14 protein-coding genes are annotated in these 12704 nt (G+C 71.1%); 9 read left to right on the top strand and 5 right to left on the bottom strand.

Annotation, left to right across the window (positions count from 1 at the left end; genetic code table 11):
• The first annotated feature begins 164 nt into the window (after positions 1-164).
• From AC067N_RS31230 to AC067N_RS31245, 4 genes are all read left to right on the top strand, one after another.
• Positions 165-1151: a BtrH N-terminal domain-containing protein gene (locus tag AC067N_RS31230; RefSeq protein ID WP_478682259.1), complete on the top strand. Its 987-nt coding sequence runs from the start codon at positions 165-167 to the stop codon at positions 1149-1151.
• Positions 1152-1306: 155 nt separating this feature from the next.
• Positions 1307-1870: a dihydrofolate reductase family protein gene (locus AC067N_RS31235; RefSeq protein ID WP_478682260.1), complete on the top strand. Its 564-nt coding sequence runs from the start codon at positions 1307-1309 to the stop codon at positions 1868-1870.
• A 331-nt stretch (positions 1871-2201) separates the two neighbouring features.
• Positions 2202-2909 (top strand): hypothetical protein, encoded by a 708-nt coding sequence (locus AC067N_RS31240; protein WP_478682261.1) that lies wholly within the window; start codon positions 2202-2204, stop codon positions 2907-2909.
• A gap of 131 nt (positions 2910-3040) precedes the next feature.
• Positions 3041-3949, top strand: a complete 909-nt coding sequence (locus AC067N_RS31245) for a phytoene/squalene synthase family protein (RefSeq protein WP_478682262.1) — start codon at positions 3041-3043, stop codon at positions 3947-3949.
• Positions 3950-4094: 145 nt separating this feature from the next.
• Here the strand turns inward: AC067N_RS31245 and AC067N_RS31250 are convergent, their stop codons facing one another.
• Complete coding sequence (locus AC067N_RS31250; RefSeq protein ID WP_478682263.1) at positions 4095-4721, bottom strand: DinB family protein; 627 nt, start codon at positions 4719-4721, stop codon at positions 4095-4097.
• 156 nt (positions 4722-4877) lie between these two features.
• Positions 4878-5111: a hypothetical protein gene (locus AC067N_RS31255; RefSeq protein ID WP_478682264.1), complete on the bottom strand. Its 234-nt coding sequence runs from the start codon at positions 5109-5111 to the stop codon at positions 4878-4880.
• Between the two features lie 191 nt (positions 5112-5302).
• Here AC067N_RS31255 and AC067N_RS31260 point away from each other — a divergent pair, with 191 nt between their 5' ends.
• The 3 genes from AC067N_RS31260 to AC067N_RS31270 all read left to right on the top strand — a co-directional run bounded on the left by AC067N_RS31260 (position 5303) and on the right by AC067N_RS31270 (position 8901).
• Entirely contained in the window at positions 5303-6391 is a 1089-nt protein-coding gene (locus AC067N_RS31260) for a glutamate--cysteine ligase 2 (RefSeq protein ID WP_478682265.1), read from the top strand.
• A gap of 173 nt (positions 6392-6564) precedes the next feature.
• Positions 6565-8289: a SpoIIE family protein phosphatase gene (locus AC067N_RS31265; protein ID WP_478682266.1), complete on the top strand. Its 1725-nt coding sequence runs from the start codon at positions 6565-6567 to the stop codon at positions 8287-8289.
• Between the two features lie 165 nt (positions 8290-8454).
• Complete coding sequence (locus AC067N_RS31270) at positions 8455-8901, top strand: ATP-binding protein (RefSeq protein ID WP_478682267.1); 447 nt, start codon at positions 8455-8457, stop codon at positions 8899-8901.
• 72 nt (positions 8902-8973) lie between these two features.
• Here the strand turns inward: AC067N_RS31270 and AC067N_RS31275 are convergent, their stop codons facing one another.
• The 3 genes from AC067N_RS31275 to AC067N_RS31285 form a co-directional block, all read right to left on the bottom strand.
• A complete protein-coding gene (locus AC067N_RS31275) occupies positions 8974-9432 on the bottom strand; it encodes an ATP-binding protein (protein ID WP_478682268.1) in 459 nt (152 codons plus the stop codon).
• A 48-nt stretch (positions 9433-9480) separates the two neighbouring features.
• A complete protein-coding gene (locus AC067N_RS31280) occupies positions 9481-9783 on the bottom strand; it encodes a DUF5133 domain-containing protein (protein ID WP_478682269.1) in 303 nt (100 codons plus the stop codon).
• 78 nt (positions 9784-9861) lie between these two features.
• Positions 9862-10728, bottom strand: coding sequence for a SigB/SigF/SigG family RNA polymerase sigma factor (locus tag AC067N_RS31285; protein ID WP_478682270.1), 867 nt, complete (start codon positions 10726-10728; stop codon positions 9862-9864).
• A 360-nt stretch (positions 10729-11088) separates the two neighbouring features.
• Between AC067N_RS31285 and AC067N_RS31290 the strand changes: the two genes are divergently transcribed.
• Positions 11089-11967: an RNA polymerase sigma factor SigF gene (locus tag AC067N_RS31290; protein ID WP_478682271.1), complete on the top strand. Its 879-nt coding sequence runs from the start codon at positions 11089-11091 to the stop codon at positions 11965-11967.
• A 119-nt stretch (positions 11968-12086) separates the two neighbouring features.
• The gene (locus AC067N_RS31295) at positions 12087-12491 is read left to right on the top strand and encodes an STAS domain-containing protein (RefSeq protein WP_478682272.1); all 405 of its coding nucleotides are present in this window, start codon (positions 12087-12089) and stop codon (positions 12489-12491) included.
• Positions 12492-12704 lie beyond the last annotated feature (213 nt).

Below are 12704 nucleotides of genomic sequence, written 5' to 3' on the forward strand. Positions count from 1 at the left end.
GGGCAGGCCGCCAACGTTCCCGCGACCGTTCCCCCGACGGTTTCCGCGCACGCTGCTGCGATCGTCGCACGAGGGCGGGCGCGGATACCGGTACCGTGGCTGACCGCCGGACAGGACCATCCGGTGAGCCGGTCCGCCACGAACCGTCCGGGAGAGCGCATCTCATGACCCAGGTCGACGGCATCGATGCCCGGGGGATGCAGCACTGCGAGACCACCACCCTCGCCGTGCTGCTCCGCCACCAGGGACTCGATCTGTCCGAAGCCATGCTCTTCGGGCTCGGCTCCGGGCTGTCCTTCATCTACTGGGACAGCAAGAGCATGGACTTCCCCTTCCTCGGAGGACGCGTCAAGCCCTTCGCCCTCACCACCAACCTCGCGGACAGGCTGGGGCTGGACCTGCGGGTGAAGGAGACCACCTCTCCCCGCAAGGCCTGGGAGAACGTGACAGCCGCCGTCGAGGCCGGCCGGCCCGTGGGGCTGCAACTCGACAGCTACCACCTCGACTACTTCACCTCGCGCGTGCACTTCGGCGGCCACATCGTGGCCCTGTACGGCTACGACGACCAGCACGCCCGACTCGTCGACACGGCCCCGCAGGGCGGGGCGGTGACCACCAGCCTGGCCGCTCTCGCCCGAGCCCGGGCAGCACGCGGGCCGATGACCGCCCGGCACCGCTCCTTCACCCTCACCACCTCGGCGAACACCGCCGCGCCGCAGGAGCGGATCGTCCCGGCCATCACCGCCTGCGCGGGCGCCTTCCTCAACCCGCCCATCGCCAACCTCGGCCACCGGGGGATCGAGAAGGCCGCCGAGCAGGTACCCGCCTGGCTCCGGCGGAGTGACGCCCCGGAGCACCAGCTGCCGCAGGCGGCGCTGCTGATGGAGAAGGCCGGCACCGGCGGCGCCCTCTTCCGCAATCTCTACCGCGACTTCCTCGCCGAGTGCACCGAGCTGATCGACAGCCGGCATCTGCGCACCGGGCACACGCTGTACGCGGAAGCCGCCGGGCTCTGGACGCACACCGCGGCACTCATCGAGCAGGCCGGCCGCACGGGCGATGCCGTGTACCTCGTCCAGGCGGGCGCCCGTCTGCGGGAGCTGGCACGGACGGAACGCGAGGCGATGCAGGCGCTGAGCCGTCTGGAGTGATGACGGCCGGGCCGGCGCGAGGGCGGGGGCGGGGCGGGGCGGGAGCGGGGCGGGAGCGGTTGGGGGGCTCGGTCCGTCGCCGAGCAACGGTGAGTCACGCGCTGTCCGACGTCCGGCGGTCGTACCGTCGGACCCGTCACCGAGGAGGACTTCCGATGCGCAGCGTGACCTATTCGATGAACGTCTCGCTCGACGGCTACATCGTCGGGCCGGACGGCGGCTTCGACTGGACGACTCCCGACGAGGAGGTGTTCCGGTCCTGGATCGACGAGATCCGAGACGTCGGAGTCCACATCCTGGGACGACGGCTGTACGAGACGATGCTGTACTGGGAGACCGCCGATCAGGATGCCTCGCTCGACGACGCACAGCTCGAGTGGAGCGCGCTCTGGAAGCCACTCCCCAAGGTGGTGTTCTCCACCACGCTCCCTTCGGTACAGGGCAGTGCCCGCCTGGCCTCCGGCGGCCTGGCGGAGGAGATCGAGCGCCTGCGAGCCGAACCGGGGACGGGCGACATCGCGATCGGCGGCGCGACGCTCGCCGCCGAGGCGGCCGCACTGGGGTTGATCGACGAGTACCGGGTCAGGCTCTACCCGGTGCTGATCGGCGGGGGCATCCCCTTCTTTCCCCGGAACGAGCGCCGGGTGGATCTCGAACTGGTCGAGACCCGCACCTTCGGCTCGGACGTCGTCCGCCTCCGCTATCGCGTGGCACGGTAGGGGCGGCCGGCACCCGCCAGGGCGAGGGCATGGGTCCGCACCGGCGACCCGCGGATCGCGGTGCCCGACGCGGACCCCCGTGTCCGTGTCACCGGCGGGGCCGTGCCCATGGCGTGAGCCGGTGCCCGCGGGGCGTACGGTGCCGTCACGCGGGACGCTTGCCGCCGGGGTCGGCGGCTCACCCCGTGGCCGGCTGCGACAGGTCTCCGGGCGGTGTGCAGAATTCAGCCAGGGCGCGCAACTGCCGATGGCCGGAACTCGTCCTCTACCCGAGCCGACGGGGCTCGCGGAGCACCCGAACCACCGAATTGGGGGGCGGAACATGAACCGGATGCCGAGGACGAGCCGCCGCAGACCCGGCGCCGTCGGGACAGCCGTGCTGAGCCTGTGCGCCGCAGCGGCGCTGGGCCTGACAGGCTGCTCCGGGGGCGGCGGTACGGCGGATGCCGGCGGCGACGCACAGCCGAGCGTGACGGCGACGAAGGGCACCGGCGACAAGCCGGGGGCGAACGCCGGGACGACGGGCGGGAAGTCCGGCGCCGCGGCTTCCGCGGCCACGGATGCCGGCAAGGGCGAGGACACGGGCAGCGGCGGCACGTCGGGCAGCGGGGCTTCGGTCACCTCGAAGCCGTCCGGCCCCGCGAGTACCGGGTCCGGGGGCGGCGCAGGCGGCGCGGGCGACGGGGACGACTGCGACCACAAGATGCCCATCTCCCCCGACGAGATCGCGGTCTACCGCTACACCCCGGAAGGGGGGTCCCTGAACCTGATCGTCAAGCACGGCAACTGGGGATGCGGCACCCCCGACTCGGACGGCGCACCGTTCGAGACGGTCGGCAAGGAGACGTACATCCCGATGGACCAGGCCGCCTACGTCACGGTGACCAACCCCATCGTGGAAAGCACGACGAACCAGCAGATCGGTGTCCAGGAGTTCCTCGACTGGCTCGACGCGAACCCGAACTCGGGGCTTGTCTTCACGTACCACCTGGGCGACGACGGGGCCATCGACCGTCTCGAAGAGGTCTTCACCCCCTGACCGTCTTCACCCCCTGACCGACTTCGGACCGCCGGCGGGACGTGGTGGGCCCGCCGCCGAGCGAGCGGGCCCACGTCGACCGAGGCGGTGCCGGCAGCGGGTGCGCGGGACGTGCCTCCTACGATCTGTGCATGGGTGTGTGGGATCAGAGTCTCGATGCCGCGGGTATTCGGGAGGCCGGGCTGCGCGCGGACTACGGGGCGCAGCGAAGCCTGGTGGCCCGTTTCCGGCGGGCTTCCTATGTCGCGGCCCGGCTGTTGCTGCCACGGCCCGTGGTGCCTCATGTGGTGGCGGCCACGGCGGTGATGCACCACGGCGACAATCTGCTGGACACCGGGACCCGGGCGCAGCGTACGGCGGCGTGGGAGACCTGGGAGGGGCGGGTACGGCGGGCGCTGGAGTCGGGAGCCGGCGACGATCCGTTGATGCGGACGCTGGTGCACACCCTCGGCGCGTATCCGCGGCTGCGCGGGGTGGTGGAGGCGTATCTGTCGACGGCCACGGCCGAGTCGGAGTTCGACGGCTTCGCCACCGAGGGGGATTTCCAGGCCTACGTGGACGCCTACTCGCTGCCGGGTTTCCTGCTCGTCGCTTCCCTGATCGGACCGGAGGACGACGACGGGCGCTTCCGGGCGGGATGCCGGACGTTCATCGAGGCGAGCCAGCGGCTCGACTTCGTCAACGACCTCGCCGAGGACCTGCGCGCGGGACGGCTCGGCGTACCGCTGGAGACGCTGAAGCGGTTCTCCGTCACGGTGGAGGATCTCGCGGCGGGGCGTGAGTCGTCCGGGGTACGGGAGCTGGTGGACGATCAGGTCCGGGTGGCGCGTGCCGGGCTGGAGGCGTCCCGGGGGCTGTCAGCTGCTGTGCCCGGCCCCAATCGGGCGCTGGTGGAGGCACTCGTCGAGATCGAGTCGCTGACCGCCGACGCGGCGCTGCGGCGGGGCGCCAAGCTGCTGCGTGGCTCGGCGGCCCCTTCTCCGCTGGGCACCTTGCGGGTTCTGGCGCGTGGCTACCGGAGGGCACGCGCGGAGCGTTGAGTCGTCCGCGGGCCCGGCGGGGCGATTCGGGGTCGAGCAGGCGGCCCTGTCATCCGCCGGCACCGCAGCCGGCTCGGCAGGACAGGGCCATGGCGCGGGACGGGGCAGCGCCGGCCGGCCGTCCCCGCGGAGTCGGCCGGTTCGGTCAGGCGTTGCGGCCCGCCTCCCTGCGGCCCGCTTCCTGGGCTGCCTGTTCCAGGCGGCTTCGGTAGGTCTCCCACCAGGCCCTGTCGCCCGGAGGCAGGCTCGTGGCGGTCTCGCTCGTTCCCACGGTGCCGTCCAGGAGTTCCCTGATGATGTCGGCGTGACCGGCGTGCCGGTGGGTGTCGGCGGTCACGCGTACGACGGCGTGGTGCAGGGTCACTTCGTTGCGGTCGCCCGGCCACCACGGCACCCTGCCGACCGTGTCGAGGGGCAGCGCGTCGATCGTGGCGTCCGCGTGCGCCCAGGCGCGGCGGTAGAGGTCCACGAGGTACTCGCGGGACTCCTCGGCGGTGGCCCACATGTCCGCGTTGGCGTCGGCCTGTTCGTCGAGCCAGGGCAGGGGTTCACCCGAGGGACGTCCGAAGGTGTCGCCCAGGTAGCCGAGTTCGACGCCGGCGGCGTGCTTCACCAGGCCCAGGAGGTTGGTGCCGGTGGGGGTCATCGGACGGCGGATGTCGTACTCCGAGAGTCCTTCCAGCTTCCAGAGCAGGGCGTCCCGGGCTTCCTGCAGATAGAGGCGGAGGTCGGACCCGGGATCGGTGGGAGCAGTGGAATCCGGTGAGGTCATGGTGGTCAGTCTGCCCGTCCGGTGATCTTTGTCCAGCGGCCTTCCGCCGCCGCGTGGTGCAGTTCGATGATCGCCTCGTCGGGACGGGGGGACGGGAGCGGCCCGGGTGAGGGGTCTCACCCGGGCGTGCGGGGTGGGGCGGTGCAACCCGGCCGGTCAGCGCGCCAGGCGTCGGCTCAGCAGTTGCTTGCCGAGTTCGGCTCCCTTGCGGCTGTCGGCCTGTGCCTTGCGGAACAGTTCGGTCAGTTCGCTGTCGCCGGACCGCTCCGCGTCCTGGATGCAGGTCTCGAGGCGCAGCGCGTTCTCCAGGCAGGCCTCGACGTACCAGATCAGGTTGTAGTCCTTGTCGGCCGTGCCGGTCGCATGGCCGGTCTCGGCGGTGCTGGTCACGTTCTCCTCCTCCATGGTCGTGAGCCGTGGCCGCGCCGACCCTGCGCGGCCTGCGGAGCGCGGCACGGGTACCCGCACCGTGGCCGTGTACACGGCCCGCGCGGCACCCGACGACCAGGTGTCCCGGACCCGTGCGCGGGCACACGGCTGTCACCGCTGTCACCAGCTCATTGGGAGAAGGGCCAGATCACGTGCGTACCGTCGGAGTCGAAGAAGAACTCCTCCTGGTCGATCCGGAGACCGGTGAGCCGCAGGCGCGGGCCGCCGCGGTGCTCGCGCGGGCCTCGCGGGACGGCACGGGGCAGGACGTGTTCGAAAAGGAGCTGCACGACGAACAGGTCGAGTTCGCCACCCATCCGCAGTCGCGGATGACGGACCTGGGGTCGGAGATCATCCGCTGCCGCAAGGACGCGGCACGTCACGCCGAGGAGGTGGGCGGGGCTGTGGTCGCGCTGGCCACCTCGCCGCTTCCGGTGCATCCGACGATCACCATGAACAGCAGGTACCAGTGGATGGCCCGGGAGTTCGGGCTCGACACGCAGGTCCAGCTGGTCTGTGGATGTCATGTCCATGTGTCGGTGGAGTCCGAGGACGAGGGCGTGGCCGTGCTGGACCGTATCCGCCCGTGGCTGTCGGTGCTGACGGCGCTCAGCGCGAACTCGCCGTTCTGGCAGGGCCGGGACAGCGGGTACGCCAGTTATCGCAGTCAGGTGTGGGACATGTGGCCGATGGCCGGTCCGACGGAGGTCTTCGGCTCGGCCGAGCGGTACCACCGGTGCGTCGCGGAGCTGACGGCCACGGAGGTGGTGCGGGACGAGGGGATGGTGTACTTCGAGGCACGGCTGTCCCAGCGGTATCCGACCGTGGAGATCCGGGTCGCGGACGTGTGTCTGCACCCCGACACCGCGGTCCTCGTCGCGGCACTGACCCGGGGACTGGTCGACACCGCGGCCCGGGAGTGGCGGGCGGGCCGTGAACCGCTCGGCCACACCGCGGGACTGCTGCGGCTGGCTCGGTGGCGGGCCGCCCGGTCCGGCATGGCGGAGAACCTGCTGGACCCGGTGACCATGCGTCCCCGGCCCGCCCGTGATGTGATCGGCTCGCTGCTGGACCACGTCGAGGAGGCCCTCGCGGACAACGGCGACCTCGGCCTGGTCCGCGACGCGGTCGCCACGCTCTCGCGGCGCGGCAACGGCGCCCGGGTGCAGCGGGACGTGATGGAGCGGACGGGAAGTCTGCGCGAGGTGGTCGCCGCCTGCGTACGGCACACGCAGGCCTGAGGTCTCCCTGCCTGAGGTCTCACTGGTCGGGGCGGCCTTCCCTGGGCGACAATGTCATGCGCGTAGGTCGGCACGTACGGGGTATTGCGTTCCGAACGTATGTCCGCTCTCCGCCCGTGGCGGGGTGCCGGCGGTACCGTTCGCAGAGTCCCGAAATTGCGAGGAACCCGAGCATGAGCGCGTGGAGTCCCGACCACACCGCCGGGCGGCGGCTCGGCCCCGCCGTGCGCTCGCCGGGCGATCTGCCGGACCTCGTGCATGCGGGCATGTACATGGTGGACGACCATGGTTCCATCGTCGCGGTGAACGCCCGGGCCGAGGTCCTGCTCGGCCGTACGGCCGACGGACTCGTCGGCCGGGACGCGCACGACCTGCTGCACCGGGACGGCCTCGGCCAGACCATGCCACGGGCCGCCTGCCCCATGATGCACGCGTTCCTCGGCGGCAGTACGCGGAGCGGGGCGCACGAGTGGTTCGCGCGGGGCGACGACACTCTGCTTCCGGTGTCCTGGCTGGTCACCCCGTGCAGGCTCGACGGGGGTGTGCTGGGCGCCGCCGTCCTGTTCTACGAGACGGACCCGGACGAGGGGGTGCCCTCGACGGCGGCTTCGCCGATCCTGTCGCAGCTGGACCGGCTGGCGCTGCTCGCCGAGACGACGACCCGGCTGACCTCCACGCTGGACTCCGAGGAGGCCGTGGCGCGGCTGGTGCGGCTGGTGGTGCCGCGGCTCGCGGACTGGGCGGTGATCGACCTGATCACCGAGTCCGACGACGTCTGGCGGACCACGGTGGCGACCCATCACGGCGGTGCCGTGGTGCGGTGCGAGGAACTGGAGGGGCCGCTGCCCCCGGTGCACGAGGAGTCGTTCATGCCACTGTCGCGGGCGCTGCGCGGGGCGGCGTCCACACTGGCCGGGCCGGAGACGTACCAGGGACCGCCGGACTCGGGGATCGCGGTGGCGCAGCAGAGGCTGTTCCAGGTGACCGGCATGCGCTCGGCGGCGATCGCGCCGATCCGTGGGCCGCGCGCGGTGCTGGGCGCCCTCACCCTGGGCCGCGACGCCGGGTCGGGGGTCATGACGGACGCCGAGCTGTCACTGCTGGAGGACATCGCACGGCGGGCGGGCCTGGCACTGGAGAACGCCCGGCTGTACCAGCGGCAGCGGCACATCGCGGAGACCATGCAGCGCCACCTGCTGCCGCAGCTGCCCGAGGTGCCGGGGCTGAGCATGGCCGCACGGTACGTGGCGGCGTCGAAGTCGGCGCAGGTCGGCGGCGACTGGTACGACGCGTTCCCGCTGGCCGACGGGGCGACTGCGGTGGCCATCGGTGACGTCGTGGGTCACAACATCGACGCGGCCGCCGGGATGGCGCAGGTCCGGAACATGCTCCGCGCGTACGCCTGGGCGCTGGAGGAGCCGCCGAGCGCGATCGTGGAGCGGCTCGACCAGGCGGTGGTGAACGTGGCCGAGGCGTCGATGGCGACCCTGATCTTCGGCAGGGTGGAGCGGGGCGACGGCTGGGCGCTGCGGTGGACCAACGCCGGTCATCCGCCGCCGTTGCTGATCACGCACGACGGGCGGTCCGCCTTCCTCGACGAGGAGCACGACCATCTGCTCGGTACGGGTCTCACCCGGAGCCGTACCGACACGCTGACCCCGCTGCCGCCGCTGGCCACGCTGGTGCTGTACACGGACGGCCTGATCGAGGCGCCCGGGCAGTCCCTGGACCGGGGCATGGCCCGGCTGCGGCAGCATGCGGCCGCGCTGTCCCATCGTCCGCTGCATGTGTTCTGCGACCTGCTGCTGGAGCGGGCCCGTCCGGTGGAGAACGAGGACGACGTGGCGCTGCTGGTTCTCCGGACACCTGCCGAAGAACGTGCGTCGGCCGAGCGGTAGCGGGCACTCGTACGGCGAGGGCGGCATCAGGCCACTGTCTTCCCCAATGCCCCATACATCTCTACCATTTCGAACGCGTAGCCGCTCTCATCGGGGGAAGCACGTGCCTCGGAGAGGAACGCGGGATCGCGTTCGCCTTCGATGAGCCGAGCGGGGAAAGGCGAGATGGCAACAGAGCCGTGTTGGGACGACAAACTGCCTTCCGAGGAGATTCAGAAGCATCACGCCGCCTTCGACGGAGAACTCGGCGACGTGACGGGTGCCCGCGCGACAGCCGAGGAGTTCCTCGGGGCGCTCTCGCGCACGTCTCTCCCCGCCGCGCAGGAGCACTGGGACGACATCCTGCTGGTGGTGACGGAGCTGGCCGCGAACGCGGTGCAGTATGCCCCGGGCCCCTTCGAGCTCACGATGCGCCGTACCTACGACGGGGTGCACGTCATGATGCACGACACGAGCATGACGTCGCCCGAGCCGCGCCCCTTCCACCCGAGCAAGGGCGGCGGCGGCATCGGCTGGTATCTGATCCACACCCTGTGTGACGAGGTGAGCGTGGTGGTGCACGACGAGGGCAGGGAGCGCGGCAAGGACATCCACGTGTTCCTGCCCTGGTGACACCGGAGCGCCCCGGCCAGACGGGCCGGGGCGCTCCCATGTGATCAGGCCCATGTGATCAGGCCCATGTGATCAGGTCAGCGGCACCAGGACGCTGATCGTCTTGCCGCCGGCCGCGTGGCTGCGGATGTGGACCTCGCCGGCCAGCCGGTTGATCAGCGGCCAGCCGTATCCGCTGCCCTCGTGGGAGCGGGGCGGCATGCCCGGGCCGTGGGCGGCTGCGGGGACGGCGGGACTGTAGTCCCGCACGTCCAGCCGTACGCCGCCCGCGGTGACGGTGACGTCGAACCCGGCCAGCCCTCCGCCGTGCCGGACCGCGTTGGTGACCAGCTCGGAGACGACCAGGAGCAGGTCGATCATGGCTGCCTCGGTCGGCGGTCCGGACGGGGAGTGCCACCGCTCCTCCACGACCGACCGCACATGGCGGCGTGCTGCCGCGGCGCTGGTGATGGTGACCGGCGGCCGCGCCGCCTCCGCGGACGGGCCCCCGGTGGGAGCGGTGCTGTGCTGACCGACCGGCCCGCGTTCCATCGCCGTCATGGTGTACGCGGGGGCAGTGAAGGGCGACAGGAGTGTGCGTCACTGTTCATGAAGCGCCGCATACCCACTCGCGCCCGGTCCATGGCTGCCGAGATCGCCGCTCACTCCCATCCCGTGCCCGCACAGCTCGGCCGTCACGGTGGCCTGCGCGGCGGCGAGCTGCCGGCGCGCGGCCGACAGGGCCTGGCGGACGTCGCGGGTGCCCGTGGACACGCACAACGTGTACGCGAGGTCCTGCCTGCGGCGAGCGGTCTGCGGATCGCTCTGCTCACCCTCGTACGACTTGAGCGACTCGTACTCCTCGACGAGCCGGCGCAGGGTCGCGGGATGGGGCATCAGCATCTGTTTCGCTCCTGGGTGGTCTGGACGACAGGATTCATGGACGGATCGGGTCGGGGTGCGCCGCGGCCGGCGCGCCGCTCAGCCGGTGCGGGTGCGACGGCCGTCACGGCCGCCCGGTTCGGCGGACTGTCCGAGGGCTTCCTCGCGGACCCGCGCGCAGCTGCGGCTTATGAGGCGGGAGACGTGCATCTGGGAGATGCCGAGCCGGTCGGCGATGCGGTTCTGGGTCATGTCCTCGAAGAAGCGCATGTAGAGGATGGCGCGCTCACGTTCGGGCAGCCGGCGCAGCCCTTCCTTGGCGGCCTCCCGGTCCACCACGACGTCGTACGCCTCGTCGCACGAGCCGAGGGTGTCGGCCAGGCTGTAACCGTCGTCCCCGGAGGACATCTCGGCGTCCAGCGAGAGGGCACTGAAGCTTTCCAGCGCCTCCATCCCCGCGTTGACCTCCTCCTCGGTGAGCCCGGTGTGGGCGGCGACCTCGGCGACCGTGGGCTCGGTGGCACCGGAGGTCTGGCTGAGTTCGCGGCGGGCGACGCGCACCTTGTTGCGCAGGTCCTGCACGCGCCGGGGGACCCTGAGGGTCCACATCCGGTCGCGGAAGTGCCGTTTGATCTCTCCCGTGATGGTGGGCACGGCGTAACTCTCGAACGCCCCGCGTTCGGGCTCGTAGCGGTCCACCGCCTTCACCAGGCCCATCGCGGCGACCTGGCGCAGGTCCTCAAGTGACTCGCCGCGGTTGCGGAAGCGGCCTGCGATGCGGTGCGCCATGGGGAGCCAGGCCTGCACGAGCGCGTCTCGTACGGCGTCCCGTTCGGGTCCCTCGTCCATGGCGGCCAGCCGGGCGAAGGCGGCGGCGGTGTCGGGGGCGTCGTCATGTGCCCTTCTGTCGATGGTGCCGGGGCGGGCGGACGTACCGGATCCGTTTGCGGACACGTTGACCAGCATGCGGAATCGCTCCTGAACGACGCGGTCAGGGACTCGCGGAGGGGAACGGCGGGCGGACGACAGGGGCCCGGACGCGGAACACCGTTTCCTCCGGCGCGCCTCCGATACGGAGGCGTGCAACACCGCTTGCCCATCGATTCGACAGGCAAACAACTGTGCGCGCATTCCCTGTGACGCACCGCCGGTCCGGGCGCCGGTGCTGGTGGAACACCCGCGGCGTCCGCGCCGCGGCCGTGGCGATGACTTCCGGCCAGAGTGCGGAGGGAGAGCATCCCTTTCGAGGCGCGGTGCGACTGACTTGCGAAGACCGGGGCATGCGGGGGGATGGCAGCAGGCATTCGGGCGAGAGGGGTGGACGGCATGGCAGCCGTGACGGCAGCGCGGACAACGGCCACGGCGCGGGAGGCGGTCCAGGCCGAGGGGGCGGCACTGCCGCGGATCGAGGACCCGTCGCAGGTCAGCCCCAAGGACGCGCGTGCGATGTCCCGGCAGTTCTTCAACCGGCTGGCCATGCTGGAGGAGGGAACCCACGACCACCAGTACGTGCGCAACACACTGATCGAGATGAACCTGTCGCTGGTACGGTACGCCGCCTCCCGCTTCCGCGGCCGTGAGGACTCCCAGGAGGACATCGTCCAGGTGGGAACCATCGGCCTGATCAAGGCCATCGACCGGTTCGAGCTGTCCCGTGAGGTGGAGTTCACGACGTTCGCCGTGCCCTACATCGTCGGCGAGATCAAGCGCTTCTTCCGGGACACGAGCTGGGCCGTGCACGTGCCGAGGCGGCTCCAGGAGGCGCGTGTGGAGCTCGCCAAGGCGACGGACGAGCTGCAGTCCCGACTGGGCCGCATGCCGACGACCCGTGAGCTGTCGGAGCTGATGTCCCTGTCCGAGGACGAGGTCATCGAGGCACGCAAGGCCTCCAACGGCTACAACACCTCCTCGCTGGACGCGGCACTCACCTTCGACGGCGGCGAGGACGGCGACACGGTGCTCGGCGACCTCATCGGCGAGCTGGATCCGTCGCTGGAACTCGTCGAGGACTTCCACTCGCTGGCGCCGCTGATCGCCCGACTGGACGAGCGGGAGCGCCGGATCATCCATCTGCGGTTCGTCGAGGAGCTCACCCAGTCCCAGATCGCCGCGCAGCTGGGCGTCTCCCAGATGCATGTCTCCCGGTTGATCAGCCGCATCATCAAGCGGCTGCGCACCGGGCTGCTGGAACCGGGAGTTGCCTGATCACACCCCGTGTGGAGGACCGATTCGCGGGTATGCGCACGGGCGCGTCGCCGAGCGGCGCATCGAATCCGTTGATCGGGGCACTCGGTCCCGATCGGTAGCGCCTGTGGGAGGCCCTTGTGTCCGTTGCCCAGAACCCCCTGTCGATCAAGGTGGATCTGCCGCGCGAGGACGCCGTTCTGCTCACGATCGAAGGGGAACTGGACATCGATACGGCGACCGAGCTGCAACACCATCTGGCGAATCAGCTGAGCCACGGTCGACGGCACTTCCTCCTCGATGTCTCGGCCGTCCCCTTCATGGACTCGTCCGGCATGAACATCATCCTGCGGACGTATCAGGAGGTGCGGGAGATCCCGGGAGGTGTGTACGTCATCTCCCCGACGCCGGCCGTGCGGCGGATCCTCGATCTCACGGGGGTCAGCCTGACCGTGGCGACCGTGGACAGCGTCGACGAGGCGCTGGCGGCCGTGGACTCCGGCACGCTGCCGAGCCGGCCGGACGAACCGTCGGCCGAGGCGTAAGCCGTCGTCCGGTCCGACGGACGGCCACCTGAGGGTGTCGGCCGGCGGGCGGGGGCGGGTCGCCACGAAGGCAGATGGTTGCCGTTTGACAACTGTCGCCGGAAGCAACAGAGTGAGCGCGAGGCAAGCACGTGGGAAGGGTTCGGATGCCTGTCGGACCGGGGCCGGGTCGACGGTCGGACGCTCCTGGCGTCGAAGGCGCCGCCCTCGTGG

The organism is Streptomyces sp. NPDC042364 (assembly GCF_056437585.1).